General features: G+C 36.4%; 18 protein-coding genes and 1 pseudogene. 6 read left to right on the top strand and 13 right to left on the bottom strand.

Annotated elements, in window-relative coordinates; genetic code table 11:
• Nucleotides 1-30 precede the first annotated feature (30 nt).
• The 4 genes from R8749_RS00360 to R8749_RS00345 form a co-directional block, all read right to left on the bottom strand.
• Nucleotides 31-4,098 carry a BspA family leucine-rich repeat surface protein gene (locus tag R8749_RS00360; protein ID WP_317696884.1) on the bottom strand — a complete coding sequence of 1,356 codons (4,068 nt, stop codon included), beginning with the start codon at nt 4,096-4,098 and terminating at the stop codon, nt 31-33.
• A 249-nt stretch (nt 4,099-4,347) separates the two neighbouring features.
• Nucleotides 4,348-5,280: a metal ABC transporter substrate-binding protein gene (locus R8749_RS00355; RefSeq protein ID WP_317696882.1), complete on the bottom strand. Its 933-nt coding sequence runs from the start codon at nt 5,278-5,280 to the stop codon at nt 4,348-4,350.
• Nucleotides 5,277-6,122, bottom strand: coding sequence for a metal ABC transporter permease (locus tag R8749_RS00350; RefSeq protein ID WP_317696880.1), 846 nt, complete (start codon nt 6,120-6,122; stop codon nt 5,277-5,279). The genes R8749_RS00355 and R8749_RS00350 overlap by 4 nt, the downstream gene beginning before the upstream one ends.
• A gap of 14 nt (nt 6,123-6,136) precedes the next feature.
• Nucleotides 6,137-6,844, bottom strand: a complete 708-nt coding sequence (locus R8749_RS00345; protein ID WP_317696878.1) for a metal ABC transporter ATP-binding protein — start codon at nt 6,842-6,844, stop codon at nt 6,137-6,139.
• Between the two features lie 496 nt (nt 6,845-7,340).
• Here R8749_RS00345 and R8749_RS00340 point away from each other — a divergent pair, with 496 nt between their 5' ends.
• Nucleotides 7,341-8,135 (top strand): hypothetical protein, encoded by a 795-nt coding sequence (locus R8749_RS00340; RefSeq protein ID WP_317696876.1) that lies wholly within the window; start codon nt 7,341-7,343, stop codon nt 8,133-8,135.
• 199 nt (nt 8,136-8,334) lie between these two features.
• Here R8749_RS00340 and R8749_RS00335 read toward each other — a convergent pair whose 3' ends face one another.
• From R8749_RS00335 to R8749_RS00315, 5 genes are all read right to left on the bottom strand, one after another.
• Complete coding sequence (locus tag R8749_RS00335) at nt 8,335-8,823, bottom strand: cupin domain-containing protein (protein WP_317696874.1); 489 nt, start codon at nt 8,821-8,823, stop codon at nt 8,335-8,337.
• 19 nt (nt 8,824-8,842) lie between these two features.
• Nucleotides 8,843-9,787 (bottom strand): anti sigma factor C-terminal domain-containing protein, encoded by a 945-nt coding sequence (locus R8749_RS00330; RefSeq protein ID WP_317696872.1) that lies wholly within the window; start codon nt 9,785-9,787, stop codon nt 8,843-8,845.
• Nucleotides 9,780-10,268, bottom strand: a complete 489-nt coding sequence (locus R8749_RS00325; protein ID WP_317696869.1) for an RNA polymerase sigma factor — start codon at nt 10,266-10,268, stop codon at nt 9,780-9,782. The genes R8749_RS00330 and R8749_RS00325 overlap by 8 nt, the downstream gene beginning before the upstream one ends.
• A gap of 122 nt (nt 10,269-10,390) precedes the next feature.
• On the bottom strand, nt 10,391-11,134 hold the full coding sequence (locus R8749_RS00320) for a tyrosine-protein phosphatase (protein ID WP_317696866.1): 744 nt from the start codon (nt 11,132-11,134) through the stop codon (nt 10,391-10,393).
• An 8-nt stretch (nt 11,135-11,142) separates the two neighbouring features.
• A complete protein-coding gene (locus R8749_RS00315) occupies nt 11,143-11,811 on the bottom strand; it encodes an MgtC/SapB family protein (protein ID WP_317696864.1) in 669 nt (222 codons plus the stop codon).
• A gap of 140 nt (nt 11,812-11,951) precedes the next feature.
• On the opposite strand from R8749_RS00315, the gene R8749_RS00310 reads away from it, so the two are divergent.
• Both R8749_RS00310 and R8749_RS00305 read left to right on the top strand, forming a co-directional pair.
• A complete protein-coding gene (locus R8749_RS00310) occupies nt 11,952-12,131 on the top strand; it encodes a hypothetical protein (protein WP_317696861.1) in 180 nt (59 codons plus the stop codon).
• Nucleotides 12,132-12,178: 47 nt separating this feature from the next.
• The gene (locus R8749_RS00305; protein WP_317696858.1) at nt 12,179-12,643 is read left to right on the top strand and encodes a DUF3800 domain-containing protein; all 465 of its coding nucleotides are present in this window, start codon (nt 12,179-12,181) and stop codon (nt 12,641-12,643) included.
• 162 nt (nt 12,644-12,805) lie between these two features.
• On the opposite strand, the pseudogene R8749_RS00300 reads toward R8749_RS00305, so the two are convergent.
• Together R8749_RS00300 and R8749_RS00295 are read right to left on the bottom strand one after the other, a co-directional pair.
• Nucleotides 12,806-13,461: pseudogene (locus R8749_RS00300) on the bottom strand (Fic family protein); the annotation flags it as partial.
• 20 nt (nt 13,462-13,481) lie between these two features.
• Nucleotides 13,482-14,348 carry a LysR family transcriptional regulator gene (locus tag R8749_RS00295; protein ID WP_317696856.1) on the bottom strand — a complete coding sequence of 289 codons (867 nt, stop codon included), beginning with the start codon at nt 14,346-14,348 and terminating at the stop codon, nt 13,482-13,484.
• Nucleotides 14,349-14,450: 102 nt separating this feature from the next.
• Between R8749_RS00295 and R8749_RS00290 the strand changes: the two genes are divergently transcribed.
• Nucleotides 14,451-15,326, top strand: a complete 876-nt coding sequence (locus R8749_RS00290) for an aldo/keto reductase (RefSeq protein ID WP_317696854.1) — start codon at nt 14,451-14,453, stop codon at nt 15,324-15,326.
• A gap of 4 nt (nt 15,327-15,330) precedes the next feature.
• Nucleotides 15,331-16,194 carry an aldo/keto reductase gene (locus R8749_RS00285; RefSeq protein ID WP_317696852.1) on the top strand — a complete coding sequence of 288 codons (864 nt, stop codon included), beginning with the start codon at nt 15,331-15,333 and terminating at the stop codon, nt 16,192-16,194.
• A gap of 56 nt (nt 16,195-16,250) precedes the next feature.
• Here the strand turns inward: R8749_RS00285 and R8749_RS00280 are convergent, their stop codons facing one another.
• Both R8749_RS00280 and R8749_RS00275 read right to left on the bottom strand, forming a co-directional pair.
• Complete coding sequence (locus R8749_RS00280; protein WP_317696850.1) at nt 16,251-19,925, bottom strand: BspA family leucine-rich repeat surface protein; 3,675 nt, start codon at nt 19,923-19,925, stop codon at nt 16,251-16,253.
• Nucleotides 19,926-20,084: 159 nt separating this feature from the next.
• A complete protein-coding gene (locus R8749_RS00275) occupies nt 20,085-23,501 on the bottom strand; it encodes a BspA family leucine-rich repeat surface protein (RefSeq protein ID WP_317696848.1) in 3,417 nt (1,138 codons plus the stop codon).
• A 151-nt stretch (nt 23,502-23,652) separates the two neighbouring features.
• Between R8749_RS00275 and R8749_RS00270 the strand changes: the two genes are divergently transcribed.
• Nucleotides 23,653-24,081: a MerR family transcriptional regulator gene (locus R8749_RS00270; RefSeq protein ID WP_317696845.1), complete on the top strand. Its 429-nt coding sequence runs from the start codon at nt 23,653-23,655 to the stop codon at nt 24,079-24,081.
• Nucleotides 24,082-24,127: the final 46 nt, after the last annotated feature.

Below are 24,127 nucleotides of genomic sequence, written 5' to 3'. Positions count from 1 at the left end.
GACGGGGAAAATTAACTAGTATCTTCATCATTAAGGGGTTGCATTAATTAAGGTATACGTTACGGTGCCGCTGTATCTGCCTTCCTTAGGAATACTGCTGGAACTTGTTTCAAATAACAGTTCCCATGGCTGTTCCCAGATATCTTCATAAATGACACCTGGAATATTCTTTTCTGCCAAAAGCGTGGCTACTGAATTAAGATTCTTCTTGCCGTTAGAATCTTTGTAGAATAGAGGATTTCCAGCTATTCTCTTTGTGCCGTTTGTTAACGGGGTTGTTTCCCCGTAAATCTGCCATTTCTTGTTCTTACGAGAATTTCGATTATCTGTCACTTTGAGTGTTTGAGCTCCACTCGTATAAGTATGATTTCTGATTGAGCCCCGATGCGTACCAAAATTAATCGCAGTCGGTACTTCTAACAACACGCGTCCACGCTGATCCCAAACGTAAGTTCTGACATCATTGCGAGTTGCAGACTCACTCATAATCTGGGCTGCTGTCTTAACAGCTCCTTTTGGTTCATGATCGCTTCCTCCAACCCCAACCTCTCGCCATTGAGCATCGGTTGCAAAATAATCCGTTGAAGTATCAACCAAATCTTTAATTTTCGTTCCTGGTGTTGGATCTTCCAATCCAACCGAACTCACAAATCCATCAACGGTTATATCAGGAAATTTAGTGTTTGGTCCAAGCTTTAACTTCCAGAGACTGTATTCTGCATACAGAATGCCATCATAGCCTCCAACAATCATAATTCCGTCCGAGGTCGTAGTAATATTAGTGAGATCAAAACTACTTAAATCAAGCTCTGTTAATTCTATGCAACGAAGAAACATTCTATACATATTAGTAACCTTGTTGGTGTCAAAATTACTCACGTCAAGGGTCTTGAGCTTGTAACAATGCGAAAACATTTCTGACATATTAGTAACGTTTCCGGTCTTAAAGTCAGACACATTTATGCTTGGCAACGCCATACATGATGAAAACATATATGACATATCAGTAACGTTTCTAGTGTCAAAGTTACTTACATCAAGACTTGTTAGTGATGAACACCAATCAAACATATCTGACATATTTGTAACCTTACTTGTATCAAAATTAGTAACATCAAGACTTGTTAGCGATCCGCAATGCATAAACATTCTATGCATATCAGTAACATTACTGGTGTCAAAGTTACTTACGTCAAGGCTTGCTAATGATGAACACCACTCAAACATATTTGACATATCTGTAACCCTACTTGTATCAAAATGCGTCACATCAAGGTTTGTTAGTGATTTACATTTAGAAAACATCGAATCCATGTCCACAACATTAATGGTATTAAAGTGCGTCACATCAATACTCAAAAGCGACTCGCAATCTGAAAACATTGAACCCATAGATACCACCTTACTCGTATCAAAATGTGTGACATCAAGATTTATTAGAGACTTACATTTAGAAAACATTCTTGGCATATTTTCAACGTTGCTAGTATTAAAATTAATGACATCTAAAGATGTTAACGACTCACATCCACTAAACATATAACTCATATTGGTTACTTTGCTTGTATCAAAATTATTCGCTCCAAGATTTGTTAAAGCCCCGCAACCACTAAACATCCAACTCATATCAGTTACTTTACTAGTGTTAAAATTTGATACATTTAAATCAGTTAACAGTTTACACTCATTAAACATCGAACCCATATTGATTACTTGACTAGTATCGAGACCTTCTAAACCTTCAATTGTTGTAAGTGAAGGTATAAAAGCAAATAACCCGTATAGACTGTTTCTTGCTGTTACTCCCGGTTTAATCACTGCTTTGGTTATCTGACGTTTGTAAGGATTCCACGGCCAATCCCGATAAGAGGTACTGTTAGGATTTGGGAAAGGTTTCCAATCGGCACTAGCATTCAACTCATGTGGATAGATCGTCAGAACTTTAGTCGTTTCATTAAAGTCCCACCAGCCCAGATCATTTACTGTCACTGAATCAGTTGTCGGAACGTAATTGGCTGTATTGTACACTGTTTCAGTACTAGCTAAAGGTGCATTAGCGTTAGCAGCATTATAGAAATATGACCCGTAAATTGGATTACCGCTATCATCAATCAACTGATTGGATTGATCGTAGATTGATACCTTTGAGACAATAGTTGACGTTTTGGCTGCTCCCGGTGTTGCAGGATTATTAGTGATCGTAATTTGTCCCGCATCGTTAGCAGTAAGGCTGGCTTTTTCGACTCCCTGATACTTCATCTTGACCGTATTAGTACCAGTCTCGCCAGCTCTAATATCATTAATTGCTCCCACATTTATCGGAACATAAAGTAAGCCGGCTTTTTGAGTTACGCCTGCAGGCAACGTGCCTGTTGGTGTAAACAAGCCGCCTAACGACTGAACCGCTGTGACTTTATGCCAAATCGGCAAAGTATTGTTTTTCGCTGTATATTTAAATGTGACTTCGTCTCCCGGATGAATGTTGGCGGTTTTAGAGAATGTTGTCCCGTCAGTACTTAACTGTAAATCCGATGTCACATCGGTACTGCCTGCAGGAAGTTCTTGGCGGTAAACATAGTTAACAAATATTATATTGCCAAAATTAGTTGTAACATTCACATTACCGCCGCTCGTATCAACAGTTGAGCCGCTCCCAGGTGCTCCTAAACGCTTATTGGTCCGAGTATTGTTATCGAAGAAGGTTCCGTTAACTTGCGATCTGCGATAAGTTTTCCCATTCTTTACAATTGTGGCTGGACTTGTAGAATCCGTAAATTGAGTCGAACCCGGGTGAGTTACCTGCCAATTCGCTTCCAAAGTCGAAACAGGCGGCTGTAAATCATTCCCATTTTCATCAATATAACGAGTTGTAATTACCGGGTCTCCGGGAGTAAATGTCCCGCGAATATTTTTGATTGTGTTTCCTTCAACTCCAGCTCCAGTAGAACCTAAAATTGAAAATGCCCAGCTCGGCTTACTGGCAATTATTGCCTGTTCGTTAGCATTTAAAATTTTGGTCCAGCTGACCTGACCTCCCGTTGCTGCATCACCGATTGTAACTTTTAACGTATGACTTGCTGCTGTATAGAAAATCTGCATCGGCCGCCACGTATTATCTGGAACCACAATTGAATCTCCGCTGACACCACCAAAAGCATCGCTTTTCGGAGTCACCGCAAGACCATTTAAAGGTGCTGAATATTGAGAAGCCGAAGAAAATCCGGTGTTGTCGGTCGTTACAAAAGAACCGTTAGATACTCCTCCAGCTGCTGTACCAGCATAATAATCATCAGGATGACGATCAATATCTAAACGATGACTTGTACTGCCATAAGGCGTATTAGGAGTTCGAGTTCCAATAATGCCATTATAATTTGTATCAATTTTAAAACTGATTGCATTCATAATGTCGCTGATTCCCAGGTCTCCCCCGTTAATCCCGATCGAATGAATATTTTGACCAAGATCAGGATCCGCAGCAGTAGTTACAGGTGTCGTATCAGAGTGACGCCCAAATACCGCTGGTAAAACGTAGGGTGCACCACCATTTAAATCGGTGATTGTTTCACCTGGACTATACATGGGATGAAAAATAAATCCCAACCCATCAGCAAGAAAGGCAACTGAAGAACGTTCAATTTTCAAATTCCAACTGAAATTAAAATCCTGGGTCATATCGACCGTTGCATTAAGCGTAACGGCTCCAACTTGATAATATTTAGGTTCGTTAATTGAAATGGTATCCCAAGTACCATCATCGTTGACTTTAGCTACTGCACTACCGACGGTAGCAAAAAAATTCTGGCTGTCTCCTGGCCCAATACTTACCGGAGTTAAATCACCAGAACCACGCGATTGAATTTTAGATTGTGACTTGATCTTAGGGAGTGAATCTTTTTCAAAAGGATCTACAAAACTAGATCCAACATTGTTAGCTAAACGCCCCCCCCTGAAATCGCTACCATTATTTTCACTGGTTAAATTATGCTTAAAATCTGCTGCTTTACTGCCTTCTTTAATGTTTAATCCAAAAACAATCGTTGTAATACTTACAATTGCAATTAATAAAGATCCTAATAACTTGATATATTTGTTCATTAAATTCATTACTCCCGTCTGATTTGATGAATGTTTTCTAAGTATAACAAAAATCGAATAGATTTAATATTTAATTTTATAAAATTTTTTTATAAAAAAACAGCTAATTACCATTATGCTTGGTATTAGCTGCTTTTCGCGTTTTCCAACTATGTAGCATTCACAAATATATAGATATAATTTCGTTACAGATTGTTAAATTAATTACTGATAAGTATTTAAAGTAACTTTTAGAGAACTCTACCAATTTTATTTTGCGAGACCTTCAGCAATTTTATCAAGATTCCATTTCATCATCGAATAATAGCTATCCCCATTAGCCCCTTTCTTGGCAATAGAGTCGGTAAAAATGGTGGTGTAAATTGGAATACTGGTATCTTTTGAGACAGTCTTCATTGGTCGTTCATCTACGCTGCTCTCAACAAATAACGAAGGAACTTTAGTGGAACGCAATTTCGTGACTAAATCTTTAATCTGATCAGGAGTGCCTTCTTCTTCAGTATTAATTTCCCATATATAAGCAGCCGGAACATGATAAGCTTTAGAAAAATACTTGAAACATCCTTCACTGGTGACAATTAGCTTTTTATTCTTTGGTATTTTGGCAAATTTTGATTTTGCTTCCTTATCTAAAGCCCCCAGTTTCTCAACATATTTATTTAAATTTTTCTTATAATAAGACTTATTTTTGGGATCTTTTTTGGATAATTGCTTTTCGATATTTTTGGCATAAATGATTCCGTTCTCTAAATTAAGCCAAGCATGGGGATCTTCCTTACCTTTTCCCTCTTGACCTTCTAAATAAATTACATCAATACCATCACTGGCAGCAAAATAATCAACATTGTCTTTTTTGTTGGCATTTTTGACCAATTTTATAAACCAAGCATTTCCACCGGTTTCTAGATTAATCCCATTATAAAAAATTAAATCCGCTCGTGATGTTTTTTGAACATCTTCTGTCAACGGTTCATACTCATGCGGATCTTTGCCCACTGGTACGATACTATGCAAGTCAACTTTATCATGAGCAATATTTTTAGTAATATCGGCTAGGATCGAATTGGTAACAACAACCTTTAATTTCTGATTAGAATCTTTTGTTTGTTTTTTGCTAGTAGAACACCCCACTAATAAAAACATTGAAAGTATTCCCAAAACTATAATTTTCCATTTTTTCATGCAGTCTTTTTAGCTCCTTTTCTTAAAAATTTTTGCTTCGGTGAAATCAAAAAACTAACAGCAAAAATTACTGCAGAAGTTAACACAATACTTGAACCAGCTGCAATATTAAATGTGTATCCAATAAATAGTCCCAGAATTGATGAACACGCTCCTAGAATTGAAGAAATAAAAATCATCATCTTTAGACTATTTGCATATAAATAAGCTGTGGCTGCAGGCGTAATCAGCATTGCAACAATCAAGATTGTTCCAACACTCTGCATTGCAGTTACTGCTACTAAGGTTAATAAAATCATCAATAAATAATGATAGAAATTGACTTTCATTCCCATTGCTTTTGCCATTGTTGGATCAAAAGACGTAATCAGCAACTCTTTAAAGAATAAGATCACGATCAACAAAACAACTACTGAAACACCAATTGTGATCCACTTATCAACATCCTGAACCGCTAGAATATTTCCGAACAAAATATGAAATAAATCAGTTGAGCTATTTGCTACTCCAATCAGAATAACCCCTAGAGCCAGAAATGAACTGAACGTTATTCCAATCGCGGTATCTCCTTTAATAACACTATTATTCTGAATAAAAGTGATAATCACCGAAGCTAATAGACCAAATAAAATTGCGCCGATGAAAAAATTAATTCCCAAAATGTAAGATATTGCAACTCCTGGAAGTACGGCATGAGAGATTGCATCTCCCATTAAAGACATTCCTCGGAGAATAATAAAACATCCAACGGTTCCCGAAACAATTCCAATAACCACTGCGGTAATCAAAGCATTCTGTAAAAAATGAAACTCATACAAACCATTAATAAAATTTTGGATCATTTGATCCCTCCCCTTTATACAAAAATACTATCCCCATAGGCTACTTTAAGATTTTTTTCATTGAAAACTTCTTTAACCGGTCCAAAATCAATCGTTCTTTTATTGAGAATAATGACATCATCAAAATAATCTCTAACTTTACTTAGATCATGATGGACGATCAAAATTGTTTTCCCTTGTGCTTTTAAATCCATCAAAGTTTCCATAATAATTTTTTCACTGATTGAATCAATCCCAACAAAAGGTTCATCCAAAAAAATATACTTTGCATCTTGAACTAAACACCTTGCTAATAGTACTCGCTGGAATTGACCGCCCGATAATTCACCTATTTGACGTTCTGAATATTCTGATAGATTTACTTTGTCTATAGCTTGAGAGACCTTTTCCCACTCCTTATTTTTAACTTTCTGAAAAAGTTTTAAATTAGCATAAGTTCCGAGTGAAACACATTCCTTTACTTTGATCGGAAAAGTATGATCAATATCAGCTTTTTGTTCAACATATGCAATTTGGTCTAAACTGCTTTTACTATCTTTGCCATCGATTAATGTTTTCCCTTCGTGTGGGATAATATTTAAAATTGATTTAAGCATTGTGGATTTTCCAGCTCCATTGGGGCCGATAATCCCTGTTATAACTTTGTCTTCCACTTCTAGTGAAACATCATCCAATGCTAAAACATCGTTGTAGTAGACACTAAGGTTATTTACTTTTAACACAGTTCACTCCTTCCAACTTGAGAATATATAATCCGAGTTTAGTAAATGAACTTTTGCGAATGAAATTAACTTTATTTTTACTTCTAGACTGTAAATTCAAGCTTGAACTTTATATTCTAGAGGACAAAATAATTGCAATCTTAATATTCTGTAATAATCTTTAATTAATAAACAAAAAGTTTAAACAGCTTTAGTCATTTCCACTAACAAAAATTTTCATAAAAAAACTCGTCATCTGTCAAAGGCATCCTAATTTAAGATGCCTTTGACAAACAGCGAGTTAAAATATTTTATAATTGAATCTGATTTATTTTCTATTTTGGGCCTCTTTCTATTATTACGAGAAGTCTAAAGTTAAGAAATATCCTCCACTTTTAATGTGTTGTTTTACTTATCTTAGCCTAAAGGTTTAATAGATAAATTACAATTAAACTTGTAAAGCAAACAATAACTTTAGGAAAGCTTTATAATTATAGTAAAAAACTGATCGAGAAAAATGGCAAGACTATACTCAAATAACCGAACAGGTTCGAAACATACATATCGATTTTATAAGGAACGTCGTGATGATCCTAGATGGCACGACGATTTTATTGAGGTCAGAAGTTTACGCAGAAAAGAAAGACTTTTTGCTTCACTTGTTTTTCTGCTTGTATTATTGATTGGCATTGGTCTTTTTGGTGATCAAATTTCTCCTGTAAATTATACTTTTAGTGACTTCAAAGGTTCAGATAAAACGTCAAAAAAATCATCTTTTAGTGCACCTGCAAGCAGCAGTTCAAGTGAAAAACCAGCCGAAGAATCAAGTGAACCAACAAAAAAAGACGAAACTGATTCGTCTAATGAGCAAAGTAACAAAGAAATAGTTAAAAAATATCTGATCGGAAATGGTTTTAGAATTAATCCCATTCTTTTCGATGGTGAAGATACTGATCAAGCGATGAACGAAAATAAAGCACCTCAAAATTTAGCTCACGACGGAATTGAACTTCTACTTTTTAAAGATGAATCTACAGTAACTGTTAAAGGTGTCCCAGCATACTTTTTCCCAAGTGATACAAAATATAATATTTCTGATAAATTTCTGACAATTGGCTCTCAACTTGAACAAATTCCTTATTCGATCGTCGATGGGAAAGTTGAATTTCATACATGGACTTCATCTGACAATTTTGATGGACAAACTCACTCGATCACTTGGCAAATAAGTCCTGATGATTCAGTCCAAAGTTTAATAGATCAATCTCTTAAGTTTAAAGCAGAAGAAGAGGCTAACCTTAAAAACAAATAATCTAATTTAAATATTCACTAATAAAATTACTAATTTCATCACAATTTCTTCATTTTTACCATCTAATATAAAGAGTGTAGAAATTAGTTAATTCCTCCCAAAGAAATGAAGCAAATCTCTACAATAACTTACAAACTCCCAAAGCTACTCGATGAGCCTCCCTTGTCGGGTATTTATTTTGCCTTAAAATAGTTATTAACTAATTTACCGCTAAGCGTTCGATAATTTGAGAATATTTAGGATATTCTTTTAACAAATCACCCTTATGCATCAATTCAAAATCGTGATAATCAAAACCCGGAGAAACCACGCAGCTGACTAAACAAAAAGATTCTGGTTCATTAACCTCAGAAGCAAAAATTGTGTTTTTCGGAACTTTAAATTGCAAAACTTCACCATTTTGGACGTCTTTCCCTAACTTCACCGCATAATATTCGCCTGATTGGGAAATGCAATGAATTGTAATCGGTGCTCCATCATGGTAATACCAAAGTTCATCATGATTAAGCCGATGAAAATGAGAACAGTTATTATCATCTAGTAAAAAGTAAATCGAAGTGTAATAATATCGCTGATCGTTACTGGCAGAATCAAAGAATTGTTCATCGCTCGCATAAATTTGGCGAAACCAGCCTCCTTCTTGATGAGGTTCCAATTTTAATTGATTAATATAATCTTCTTTTTTCATTTTTTCCTCCGCCTTTATTTTAATATTCTGGTTTAATATATGGTACGGTTTTTATCGTAACGCCAATCGAACTATTCTCAATCCAATCAGCGTTTTCAATTTGCTTAAAGTTTTCGCTCTTTCCCGTTATAATAACCCCCTCAAATTTAGCATCAGATAACTTTGGATACTTCTTTGCATAATCCTTAGCAAATTTAGATCCATTAAAATTACTATGTTTACCGAGCAAAGAAGCTGGAGCTTCTAATAAATATTTACAAAACCACTTGTAATAATCTGATTTTAAAACTCCATTATCCGCTTGAAATCCTATATATTGATCACTTTGATTTGATCCTGCACCTGTGCCACTCATTCCAATCCAGTACCATTCAGTTCGCAAGTTCTTAGGGAAAAGCTTCTTAATTTCATCATAAGTCATTGGCTTCTTGAAGGTGATTGCAAGTTCTGCAACATAACCCTTCATTTGATTTAATTTAGAAATTTCATTAACTTTAGTTTGGGTAAAACTATTACTTGATTTTACATACTTACGATTATAAAATGTGGGGATTTTGTTTTGCGTCACCCGATCAAAAACTTGCTCACCATTCATACTATCACTGTCAGTTGTAGAATCATCTAATATTCGCCTTCTAAATAAGCCATATCTTCCTTCAAAATTACTCCAGGGAACTCGATAACCGTCAATTTTTTTGTACCGATGACTCACGATTTTACCTTTTAAGTTCGTATCATCTGCTAATAATTGGTCACTTATCTCAATATTAGGAGACATGATCTGCGATTGAATGCTCATTTCTTCAAAAAGATGTGATGATTGATTTCTAACTAAACCTTTCATCACTTGATAAGTAATTAAAAGCACTGCCAACGCTGTTACAATCGATAGCCCAATCATTGCTAACCAGCGTTTAACTTTCACTTTGCGGGCTAAGCGTTCAAATTTTTGTTCTTCATTCATTAATTTTATCTCCCATTATTTTCTTAACTTTATGTCGAAGTCGATATAGTCTCATTTTTACCGCTGAGGTCGGAATCTTTAACTGCTCTGAAATATCTTCAATTGATTGATGATTAATATATTTCATATTTAGCAGCTCCCGATTTTCAGATGATAATTGATTCATGGCTTTTTCAAGCCGTTCTTCTCTTGGATCAATATCATCCGGCGGCCTTTGAAGTTCTGGCACCAAATATTTTTCTAAAAGATTCTCAAGTCTCTTATCTCGGCGATACTGATCGATGTATTTATTTTTCACCATTTGATACATATACGGCCGTAGTTTGTCAGGCGGTAAGATTAAATCCAGCTCCAAGATTTTGACAAAAACGTCTTGAATTACATCTTCGGCAAGATGAGAACTTGCTCCCTGACTAATTAGATAGTTACGCAGTTCGATTGACAAGTCTTTGATTATTTCTTCATAACTATCTAATTTCACAAGTTTCCCTCCTTTTCATATTATTAACGAATGACAATTTAAAAAGTAACGAAAAAACATCTACCGTTAAGCAGATGTTTTAATTAAGCCAGCCATAATTTGTTTTTTAAATGCTAGAACTTTTATTCTAAATACATTGATTCCATCTTTTTCTTGAAATCTTTTGGCAAATCAAGACCTTCTTCAAGATAATGATCAAAACTATCATAATGCTTGTCAATTGTGGAAAAGTACCGTTTTAAATAATCTGGTTTAACGCATAGCGCTGTTTCCACCCCTTTTAACTGTTCAGGAGTTAACTTATCTTCCAGCTCAGTTAAAATTTCTTGATTAGCACTTTTGCGCATTACATTCGTTTTCAAATAATCATCGAAAATTTGATCATCGCTAACACCCAAACTCTTGAGAATCAAGGCAGCACCTACTCCTGTTCGGTCCTTACCAGCGTAACAGTGAAAAATTACTGGTTCAGGCTCTTCTATTAAAGAAAGAAGAAAGTGATGATAACTTTGACGTGAGGAATCACATAAAGCCATTTCTTCATAAGTTTTCAGCATATTCTCATCGACTTGACCATCACCAGAAACTATTTCTTCAACACTTGCTTGATTGGTTACTGCATCTTTTAAAACATCCAAAACTACATATTCAGCACCAGACCATAGATCATCTGGAAACCTTTTTCGTTCATCAGTTCCGCGAAAATCAAAGATTTTCTTGATCTTAAGTTCATCGCTTAAATAGTGGAGCTGGGAATCGGATAATTCAAATAATTGTCCACTGCGAAAAAAGAAACCTTCTTTCACTCTGCCGTTAGTTCCGCTATAGCCTCCTAGGGAACGCAAATTAGTAATTTCTTCTGTCATCCTTTACCTCAATCTTCTCGTTTTATTTCAATTACGTTAGGGTCTTGGGAAATTTTCCACAAAACGTCATCAATATTATAATTTTGATCTAAAATTCCGTCTACTTCGAGATTTACGGTTTTATCCGTAATTTTATGAATTCTTATATCAGTTTTCTTAAATCCTTGTTCTTCCAGTCCATTGCAAACTTGATCAGAATTCATTTTCTCATTTTTTAAAATTAATTGACAGTGAAAATGCCTCTTGCGAAAAAGATAAGTTAACAGAAAATCTTGCCGTACGACATACTGTACTAAAACCATAATAGCCGATGATACAATTCCCACTACGTAAAGTCCTGCCCCAATGGCAAGACCAACTGCGGCAGTTGCCCAAACACCAGCTGCCGTTGTTAGTCCATTAACTCCACTGCCTCTAATTAAAATTGTGCCAGCTCCAATAAAACTGATCCCGCTAATAACTTGTGCTGCTATTCGTGATGGATCAAGGTCAACTCCTGAATGTCCAATAACATCTACAAAGCCATACTTGGATACGATCATCGTTAAAGCAGCACCAATTGCTACAATAATATGAGTCCGGATCCCTGCACTTTTCAGCTTTATAGCTCTTTCATAACCAATTAAGGCACCACAGCAAGCGGCTAGCACAATTCTAAGTAACCATTCAATATTCAATAAACTAGCCTCCTTCTACTAAAAATATGTAAGTGAATATTGTAGTCCTTTTTAGGTTAAATGTTAAATTAGATAAAATTGGTGTCAGAAAAAGATGCCTAATGTATAATTGTTTATATTAATTTAGAATGGATATTTAAATGAAGAAAGTTTGGTTCTTTATTGATGACTCTGGGGTTCTACATCATAATGCTCCTAATGATATTTTTGTGTATGCCGGATATTCGTTTATAAACAATGAAAAAAAGAAGACGCTAAACGTAGATATAAGTTTTTATCGAAAAAAATCCACGATTGCGCTTGTATACATGGCGAAGTAAAAGCATCAAAATTAAAAGCAAATAATAAAGCTAAACTTTTTCGTGTAATGAGACGGGAGAACAGCCTTTCTGCTACTGTAAATATCAGAAAAGTATATAGTAATATTCTTGGTGATAAGAATTCAATTCATCGATACAAAGACTATGTTTTAAAACGATTAATAAAAAAACAAATTCAAAAATATATTCTTGATGGTTCTTTAACAGAAACTGATGACTTGTATATAACAATTTGTTTAGATGAACAAGCTACTGCAACTAACGGGATCTACAATTTAAAAGATTCAATTTATGAAGAATTGGTTGAAGGAATTCATAACTTTGATTATGGCACATTTCATAATCCAGTGATGCACTCTAAAGTTAAAGTAGATGTTCAGTTTTGTGATTCTTCTCAAAATTATTTAATTCAATCTGCAGATATTTTAGCAAATAGGGTTTGGAATTCTTATATGAGGAATAAGCCTGAATTAAGAGAATTTACCAATCATGTTAGTTTGCATTTGTCTTAGTATCTGATATAATCACTTCGCAGGTATTTAATACACTGGCCACAGCAGTGAATCGATAGATAATATTAAGCGTAATTTTAAGTACGCCGACTCTGCTGGTATTCTCCTCATTAGAGGGGAATATTTTTTTGCGGATTTATTTAATATTTCAAATAATTATCTTTACTTTCTTCTTACACTAAGGCCTTGGATCGCATAATCATACGTCCAATTTTTTATTTCTGTCATCTCATTAGTTCGATAAAAATCACTTATTAGCTGATTCCACATCTCCCATTTATCAAGTGCTACATTAATTAACCCCACTCCATGATCAATCATTATTTTGTTCGCCACTAACATTGCAGTTCTCTTATTCCCGTCCCAAAACATTGATTACGCATATTGTGATACATTAAAGTTAATGCCTGATCAGCAGCACTACAGTTACTATTTAGTAATTGATTTAAAAATTCAATTTCCGCTTTTTCATTAACCTTTGGTGGTTTAAAATTCTCACCATTTCCTAAATCAACACCTCCTTGACCACTTCTTAACTCACCAGGAATTAAAGCATCTTCCATTGCCACAATTGCATTAACCTTTTTCTCAAAATTTAAATCTAATATTTCTTTGCTTTCTGTAAAAAATTGCCAAGCTTTTTTAAGGTTAACAATGGTTAAGACATCAGAAATTGGAACTCCTTGAACACTCATTCCATCCATAATCGTTTGAGTTTGAGACAAAGTCGTATTAACCCCTTCAAATCGAGCTTCGGTATGCACTAGTAAGACAAAATTACTTCGGGCAAAGCGTTTGTTTTCTTCTTTAGTAAATCGTACTGGTCAGTAATTTTCATTTAATTTGGCCACTCATCAGTGACCGCTTTAATTAATGGCAGAACCTTTTTTCGATCTTGCTTTAAATAGCTTACATATATTGGCATCTGAGCACTTTCATCACTAATTGGAATGGATACTCGATCATCGTAATCTAGGCGTTTCACCCAAAATGAACTCAGCTTAGATAAATTAGTCGTAAAATATGGAAAATTTGAATACTTCGTTAGTTTAGCTAACGCATTTTGCTCTTCTTGGTACATAAAAGTCGCATCAGGAATTGATTCCTGAATCATTTGACTCCACGGCCCAATTGCCCGTAAAACGATAAAACTTAACCCTTTAAGCTCTTTAAAAGTAATCGTCTCTTGATTCGCATGATACATAAATTGATCAAGATTAACAATCAGCCGTTCAATCCCAACACAGCGTGATTCAATGTCTTTGGTCATTAATTCTTGATTTGAAAAAATTGCCGTAAACATATGATCTTTTAATAGCCGTTCAACCGCATCGTTACTTTGCAAATTTTGTTCAATCTCAATTTTAGTAGTTAGTTTCACTTGTTCTAACGCGAGCATGGGGCCCGGAATTGTCATTCCAATTCGAAATACTTCCTTGCTCCTAGCAAAATTTTGGACCGTATTGACTAGATCTTGATTGGCTTTTAAAGCTTTCTTTGCCTCTTTAGCTGCCACTTCGCCAATTTCAGTCAAAGTAATTCGGTTGGGCTGACGGTCAAAAAGCTGGACTCCCAGAACAGATTCCAATTTCTGCATTCCACGTGTAACCGAAGGTTGAGTTAAATTAAGCTTCTCTGCTGTTGCAGCAAGCGTTTTGGTTTCTTTAAATGTGACTAGTTCTTCTAAAAGATAATTATCAATCATTGTTGATCCTCAGCATACATCATTTGTATACTACCATGTTTATTTAGTAATTTTCAAATTGTTCTTTTCTGATTAAGATAAATAAAAAAGGAGGATAACAAAATGAAGCAAATTCCAACTATTAAACTAAACAACGGGGTCGAAATGCCCCAACTAGGATTTGGAGTTTTTCAAGTCCCCGATCTAAACGAAGCTGAACAAGCAGTAAGTGATGCATTATCTGTCGGTTACCGTCTAATTGATACAGCTGCCGCATATCAAAACGAAGAAGCGGTTGGTGCCGCAATTAAAAAAAGCGGGATTTCTCGAAATGAAATTTTTGTCACATCAAAGCTTTGGGTTTCCGACTTTTCTTACGAAAAAGCAAAAAAAGGAATTGAAACTTCACTTGAAAAACTAAATCTTGACTACTTGGATCTTTATCTTCTTCATCAACCATATGGCGATACAATGGGAGCTTGGAGGGCTCTCGAAGAAGCAGTTCAAGAACATAAGATCCGGGCAATCGGAGTTTCTAATTTTTACGCCGATCAGCTAAAAAATCTTGAACTAACGATGAACATTAAACCAGCCGTAAACCAAATTGAAATTAACCCTTGGTATCAACAAAATTCAGAAGTAACATTCAATCAAAGAGATGATGTTGCGGTAGAAGCATGGGCACCATTTGCTGAAGGTAAACATCAAATTTTCCAAAACGAAACGCTTGCTGAAATTGCTCAAAAATACAATAAATCAAATGGGCAAGTAATTCTGCGCTGGCTTCTTCAGCGCAACATAATTGTGATTCCTAAATCAGTGCACAAAGAAAGAATGATTGAAAACTTTAATGTTTTCGACTTTTCGTTGACTGATGAAGAAATGAAAACTATCGCAAGTCTTGACCGCAATGAAAGTCAATTTTTTGATCATCGCGATCCAATTACAATTGAACAAATTTTTGGTTCCAGCTTAAAACAAATTAATAATAAGGAGTAAATACATGACAATTCCAAATATTGAGCTAAATGATGGTAATAAAATCCCAGCAATTGGCTTTGGCGTTTTTCAAATTCCTAATGACGGCTCAACTTATAAAGCCGTTAAAGAGGCGCTAAATTTTGGCTATCGCCATATTGATACTGCTGTCGCATATTTTAACGAAGAAGAAGTTGGACAGGCAATTAAGGATTCTGGGATTCCTCGCAGCGATCTCTGGATCACCAGTAAGCTTTGGCTGCAGGATTACGACTATGAAGATGCAAAAAAATCAATCGATAAATCTTTAACAAAATTAGGACTTGACTACCTTGACCTTTATTTAATTCATCAACCTTACGGAGATGTTCCTAGTGCTTGGCGGGCTTTAGAAGATGCCAAAAAAGCAGGCAAAATCAGATCAATTGGCGTTTCAAATATGACTCCTAAAATTTGGCAACAGTTCGTGCCCCAATTTGATACAATACCTGCTGTTGATCAGGTTGAATTTAACCCCTATTTTCAGCAAAAAGAACTTCAAAAACTCTTAGCTTCAGAAAATGTCAAAATTGAAGCTTGGGCTCCACTAGGCCAAGGAAATCAGGAGCTCCTAAACGATCCTGTCATTGACAAATTAGCCGATAAATATGATAAAGACGCTGGACAAATTATTTTGCGTTTTGAACATCAAGAAGGAATTATTATTTTTCCAAAATCAGTTCATCCGGCAAGAATTAAAAGTAATCTTGAAATTTTTGATTTCCAACTAACTGATGATGAAATGGAAGAAATTAGAGCATTGGACAAAGGACATGGTCGACACGATCCTGATGCACCAGGCGTAGGAGAGATGCTTTTGGCTAACTTTGATGTTCATGCTGACGATTAATCTAAAAAATAAAAAAGTAGTGATGATTAATTTTATTCACTACTTTTTTTATTGTATTACGGTGTGTCATTAATTAACGTGAAGGTTACTGTTGCGTTGTATCTCCCAGCACGTGGTATATCACTTGGTTGTGCTTTAAAGCTTAAAGTCCACGGATAGTTCTTGACATCTTGATAACCACTCGTTGCTGTCCCACTATGTAATGTTTGAGCTGTTGGAAGAAGGTGCGTTACCACCCCAGTTGTTGTATTGCGATGATATAGCGGATTTCCTCTAATGACTTTTGTAGAATTCGTACTCAACTTAAACGGACTCGTTACCGCCGCTTCCACATGCCACCTCTTACCCGTTTTGACATTACGGTTATCCGTTACTTTTAAATTCTGTGATGCACTCTTGTATTCCTTATTTTTTAAATATCCTGCATGAGTCCCAAAGTTAATGTTTCCTGGCGCTGCTGCTAACGTTTGCGTCCCATTCTGATCCCAGACATAAGTGTGAGCAGACGTATTTGTTAAAGAATCTGTTGCAATCTGAGCTGCAGTTTTTGCTGCTCCCGTTGGAGCATGAACCGTTGTCGGCGTTAATGCCTCCCGCCATTGCGCATTGGTCGCATAATATTGTGGATTTGGCGGAACTGGATTCGCTATATCATTAATTGCCGTTCCAGGTTTCGGATTAGGGAGTAAAGTTTGACTTCCTAACTTAGTTCCCGATCCCAATGTCAACTTCCACAGCGCTGAGATTCGATTAGGTTCAGTTACACTAGGTGGAGCTAGATTAAACATATTCAAGGTATTAGCTGTTGGCTTAATGTTGAAACTTGATAGATCAAGTTCTGTTAAACCTGAACTTTTTTCAAATAAGTACGACATATCTGTCACATTTGAAACGTCAAACTTACTAAGATCCAAATGAGTGATCAATGGACAATCGGAGAACATTGACTGCATATTGGTTAAACTGGAAGTTACGAAATTAGAAGTGTCGAGTTCTTTAAGTTTTAGGCAATGCAGAAACATCCAATTTGCATTTGTCACATGGCTCATATCGAAATGACTGACGTCAATTGCTTCTAGCGATTCACACATCGAAAACATCGCATATGTGTTCTCTGCCTTACTTGTATCAAAGTGGCTGACATCGAGATCAGTTAAACTTTTATCTCCTTCAAACATTCCTGAAAAGTCATCAACATTACTGGTAATGAAATTTGGACCGAATGTTACTCTCTTTAAATTTGTACACTTTTGAACTAATCGATACATTATCGTTACATTCGGTGTATTAAAAATCGAGAGGTCTAAAGATTCAATGCTTGAACATCCAGCAAACAAACTATTTAAGTCGGTCGCATTCGTTAAATCAAGGTTATTTAACCCCACAAATTCAGTTACTGCACTTAGACCGTTAAACAAATGAGAAACTGAACCGCTGGATGTTACCCCTGGATTAATCACTACTTTGGTAATATCTGCTGAGTACTGTTTCCAAGGCCAGTCTACATCTGGAAAGTTGGGAATATTTGTTGGAGTTACGACCGCATCATTATAAGCATTTAATCTATGCGGATAAATATTCAGAACTTTACTTGTTGGATTATAGTCCCACCAACCTTGATCGTTGACCGTCACTGAATCAGTTGTCGGGATGTAGTTGGCCGTATTGTAACGCGTATCGGTATTAGCTAAAGGTGCTTGTGTGTTTGCAGCGTTATAGAAATATGATCCGTAGATAGGGGCTCCATTATCATCGATCAACTGATTAGACTGATCATAGATCGACACTTTTGATACAACAGTGGATGCTTTTGCCGTACCAGGTGTTGCCGGGTTACTAGTTACGGTAATCTGGCCCGTATCATTGGCAGTTAAATTGACTTTTTCAACCCCCTGATACTTCATCTTAATCGTATTTGTTCCTGTTTCTCCCGGCCTTAGGTCATTTATTGACCCAAAGTTTAACGGAATGTATAATAAACCTCCGTTTTGCGTTACCCCGTTTGGCAGCGGGCTTACTGGTGCAAACAGTCCCCCTAACGACTGAACTGCTGTTACTTTCGACCAGACTCCCGGGAGGTTATTATTCTTAGCGCTATACTTAAACGTAATGTCCTGTCCAGGATGAAGATTTACTGTCTTCGCATAGTTAATTCCATCGGTACTTACCTGTAAATCTGATGTTACGTCTGTACTCCCTGCTGATAACTCCTGCCGGTAGATATAATTAATAAAAATTATATTTCCAAAACTAGTCGTAACTGATACATTACTACCAATATTATTAACTGTTGTTCCAGTTCCAGGTGCCCCTAAACGCTTATTAGTACGGGTATTGTTATCAAAGAAAGTCCCGTTAACCTGAGATCTCCGATAAGTTTTTCCATTTTTCACAATCGTCGCTGGACTCGTTGAATCCGTAAACCGTGTTGACCCAGGATGACTCACCTGCCAATTTGCTTCCAGCGTCGAAACAGGAGATTGCAAATCATTACCATTTTCGTCAATATAACGAGTTGTAATTACCGAATCCCCTGGTGTAAATGAGCCACGGATATTTTTGATTGTGTTGCCTTCAACTCCCGCTCCGGTGGAACCTAAAATTGAAAACGCCCAACTAGGCTTTCTAGCAATTATCGCTTGTTCATTAGCATTTAAAATTTTGTTCCAAGTGACTTGTCCTGTCGATCCATCACCAATCGTAACTTTTAGGGTATGTGTCGCCGCAGTATAGAAAATTTGCATTGGACGCCAAGTGCTGTCTGGAACTACAATTGCAGCTCCGCTAACACTACCAAACGCGTCACTTTTAGGAGTCACTGTAAGCCCATTTAGCGGTGCTGAATATTGTGATGCCGAAGAAAATCCAGTGTTATCGGTCGTTACAAATGAACCGTTAGTTGAACCGCCCGCTGTAGTACCCGCATAATAATCATCAGGATATCGATCTATATCTAAGTAATGACGAGGACTACCGTATGGCGTATTTGGTGTTCTAGTTCCCATAACTCCGTTATATGCTGTGTCAATCTTAAAGCTGATGGCGTTCATAATGTCACTGATTCCAAGATCTCCACCATTGATCCCAATGGAATGAATATTTTGACCATTATCTGGATCAGTTGCACTAGTGACCGCAGTTGTGTCCGAGTGGCGCCCAAATATTCCCGGTAAAACATAAGATGTCCCGCCTTGTAAATCAGTGATCGTTTCACCCGGACTATATAATGGATGGAAGATAAAACCCAATCCATCAGCTAAAAAAGCAACCGAAGATCGATCAATTTTTAAATTCCAGCTAAAATTGAAATCTTTGGTCATATCAACCGTCGCATTAAGTGTAACTGCTCCTACTTGGTAATATTTAGGCTCGTTAATCGAGATAGTATCCCAAGTGCCGTCGTCATTGACCTTGGCCACCGCACTACCGACAGTGGCAAAGAAATTCTGACTATCTCCTGGTCCCATGCTAACCGGGGTTTGACCAGCACCGCGTGATTGAATTTTAGATTGTGACTGAATTTTAGGCAGTGAATCATTTAGCTGCAGAGGATCTGTCAAAAAAGAATTAACTTGGTTTTTACCAATTTGATTATTATTCTTTGTAAGGACAGTACTTTGAGAAACATTTGATGCTTTACTATATTGTTTATTATTTAAGTTCAACCCAATGGCTGCAATACCTAGCAGCACCACTACTAAATAACCTAATCTCTTTACTACCTTATTCATAAATCCACTTTCTAAATCAACTTATCTACGCAAAACTACATTAATTGTAACAAAAAGTCAAATTTATAAATTTTATTTTAAACAAAATTTTTATAAAAAAATAATTAACCGTTGTCTAATTGACTTAAGATTAATTATTTTTAAATATTTTATTTGCTATTAAGGCGTGTCATTCACCAAAGAAAATGTTACGGTTGCACTATATCTCCCAGCCTTGGGGATATCACTAGGACTCGCCTTAAAGCTTAACGTCCATGGATAGTTTTTCGTGTCCGGCTGATTATTGCTTCTGGTCCCGCTGTAAATGGTCTGCCCTGTTGGTGTTAAATGTGTCGTTGTCCCTGCTGTTGTATCGTGATAATATAACGGATTCCCCCTAATCACCTTCGTTGAGTCTGTCGTTAACGTGAACGGCTTCGTTACTGCTGCTTCAATATGCCACTGCTTTGAAATATTGCTGTTGCGGTTGTCGGTTTTCCTTATATTCTGGGCCGTACTCACATACTCCTGATTCTTCAAATACCCCGCATGTGTCCCGAGATCTATGCTCCCAGGAGTCGCTGCTAAAGTCTGAGTTCCTACCTGATCCCACACGTAGGTTCTCGTATCAGTTCTTATTGACGATTCATTCATCATTTTAGTTACTGTTGCTTCCGCTCCTTTTGGTTCGTGCGGTGAACCTGCTCCAACCTCCCGCCACTGCGGATTAGTTACATAATATACTGGGGTCGGATTATCAACATCATTGATCGCAGCACCAACAGACGGGTTTGATAACATATCCGTGCTGACATAATCTTCAAGAATAAAGTTTGGGCCAAATGTGAGCTTCCACAGCTTCGGCGTATTCGTTAACATCCCCTTGCGGTAGCTGCTGTACACCCGCTTCGTGTTGAATTTCGTTAAGTCCAAACTCGTTAACTTGCTGCACCCACTGAACATTGAATTAAAGTTCGCAACTTTTTCGGTGTCAAAATTGCTTACGTTTAACCTTGTGATCTCAGCACAGGACCCAAACATCCCATTCATATTCGTTACATTACCTGTCTTAAAGAAACTGACATCAATAACTGGCAGTACAGTACAGCGATTGAACATATTATCCATTGCCGTTACCTGACTTGTATCAAACTTCACTGGATCCATCTTGAGATCTGTTAATGACCGGCAGTAGTAAAACATCCCTGACATACTGGTGACCTTACTTGTATCGAAATTCTTTAGATCTAGTGACGTTAAAGCTGTACTAAACCCAAACATCGAATGCATATCTAACACATTGCTGGTAACGAAACTGCTCAAATTTATTGTTGGAAGCAGACTGCATTCAAAGAACATTAAACTCATATCTGTTACCTGAGTTGTATTGAAGTGGGTCACATCTAAACTGGTCAGCTTCTTACAGCTCGTAAACATTGCTGCCATATTAGTTACTTTGCTAGTATCAAAGTTAGTCACATCTAGATTTGTTAAGTTATTGCATTCCTTAAACATTGCTGACATGGTTTCTACTTTACTGGTGTCAAAGTGAGTCACATCTAAATTAGGCAGCTGGCTGCAGTAGGAAAACATACTTGACATATCTGTCACTTTGCTGGTATTAAAGTGAGTTACGTCTACTGCCGGCAATGATGAACATTGTGAAAACATTGAACCCATGTTGGTTACTTGACTGGTATCAAGCTGAGTTAGTCCTTCAATTGAGGTCATTGCACTCATTCTGCTGAAAAGTCCAAAAAGTGAATTCTTGGCTGTTACCCCAGGAGAAATAACTGTTTTGACGATCTGACTGTCCTTTTGATACCAAGGCCAATCAGATACAACTTTTCCATCGACGTCAACGTAACTAACATGATCTACATCAAAGTTCAGTTCATGTGGATAGATTGTCAATACATTGTTACTGTCAACATTCCACCAAAAGTAATCAGAAAGATTTACAGTTTTGACCGCAGAGACGTTATTTTCCTTGTCCACAGCTACAATGTGTAAATATTTTCCTACCGCAGCACTTCGGTTAAGTGTAATTGTCCCCTGATTATTAGTAGATGATACAGGGTTAAGATTAATATTTGTAATATTTCCCGTGTTAGGATCTCGATTTATAACTGGAGAGCCTGTAGGATTACTATCCATTTGATAAACATATCCTTTGAACCCGCTCAAAACTGATGATTTAATTACATCAGAATATTGGGTAGAAGAAGCCGTTCTAGCCTTAACACGATAAAAGTAATCAGTTGGATTGTCCTGAGCATTCAAAGTTAAACTCACTTGATCTCCAGTAGAACTATTACCAGCCACAACTGGTGTTGTTGGAGCAGTAACATCCTTAACCGTGTAATCGTCACCAGGAGAGTTCATTGTTAAAGTAGTCGTATAATAAATCATATTAGCAATAATTTTTGCTTCATCCGGCGAACAAGAACCAGTCGTATGCCCGGTCTGAATTTGAGCATAGTTATTTTTCGTAACTAAGTACGAATTATTGTCGCCAACTAAAGTTCCGTTATTGTATAAGTGATTATAATCACTATATATTTGATCCCCCATCCCGTTTTGGCTTATTGGCGGGGCAAATTGCATCCAACGTTTACCACCGCTATTATAAATATAAAATTGCCCAACAGTATGAGCTGGCTGTATATTATAAATTGCATTAGGGTCAAGTTTATACGGAAATTGATTTAAAGTACCCGTCATTGTGAACTTAACTTTATTAGAACCAATGTTATTGACCACTCCGTCAGTAGTGTAACCGGCTGGAATTGCATTCTTTAAAATAATCCCCAAACTGCCAGCAAACGTATTAAAGTAAGGATGTCCTTCACCCATGATTGTATCATGTCCAAAAATTACTGAACGTCCAGTCGCACCAAAAGCCGCAACAACGGGTTGAGATGATGCCGTTAAATCATGCTCTCCGGGTGTATATCCACCATTAACGTCTTCGGATCCAAAATAAATTCCATCATACTGATAGCTGGATGTTCCTTTTTTAAGATAATAATCAGGATTTTTGTTAAATTCTGTCAAAGAAACTGCATCAACTGAAATTAGGCCCATCGAAACAGGTTGACCCGTATTCGGGTCAATTTGATCCATCCAAGACTTTAAATAATTACTGTTGTTAGGATAAATATTCAAAATTGTGACGTGTTTACCATAATTGACTGGCGGATTATCCCAAACGGTTGCCGATGAATTTAAAGTTCGTTCTACTACATAACCATCTAAAAGGTCAGGAACTGCTGCCCACTCTAGATGGACGGAATTTTTCCCATTCACATCTTGACGGCTGTCTCCAGTTAATCTAAACGATCCATACTGAACTAATTGAGCTCCGATACGGGGAGTTATCCCATAATTTTGATTTTTCGGGAGACCTGTTTCCTGTTTGAAAGGATCAAAAAATAATTGATTATTTTTATCTTTTTGTTCGTCCTTGGTTTTCAATAAAATATCTGGAGTAAAATCAGCAGCTTTACTGTCCTGTTTTCGAGTCGCTGCTAACACAACTGTTATCGAACAAAGTGTTAATAATATAAAAATTACAATTTTTTTAATATTTTTCAACGTGAATAATCCTTCAGAGAGCTAATTTTTTATATACCAAATAAATTTTAGCAACAAGATAAATGAAATAGTACTCAAACTTTGAAAAAATTTTATATTTATATAAACTGTTATATTCTTTATGCTAAAATTTGATCATTGGAGGGGTTTTATGCAAAAAGAAAAAACTACATATTCAATTAGTGAAGCAGCCCAAATGCTTAATGTATCTCCATCAACTTTACGTTATTACGATCAAGAGGGAATTATTCCTGACCTTCATAAAAATAAGTCTGGCATCCGGAAATTTACTTCTCAAAACATTGAAACACTTAATCTAATTGGCTGTCTAAAGTGTGCGGGGATGTCTATTAAAGACATCAAAGTTTTTATGGAGTGGTGCAATCTAGGTGATTCTACTTTAACTAAACGACTTGAGATGTTTCAAAATCTAAAAAATAAAACTTTAGCTCAAATGCAAGAATTGCAGAACACCCTAGATACAATTGAGTATAAATGTGACTATTATACTCAGGCAGTTCAAGATGGAACTGAAAAAAATGTTCATCACGAACATTTAAATCAAAATAAAAAACGCTAAGCTTCCACCTAACGTTTATAGACAACTCTTCGATTCCCAATCGTAA

This window comes from Xylocopilactobacillus apis, from assembly GCF_033095965.1.
Classification (GTDB): Bacteria; Bacillota; Bacilli; order Lactobacillales; family Lactobacillaceae; genus Xylocopilactobacillus; species Xylocopilactobacillus apis.
This window is presented reverse-complemented; position numbering and strand designations above follow the sequence as displayed.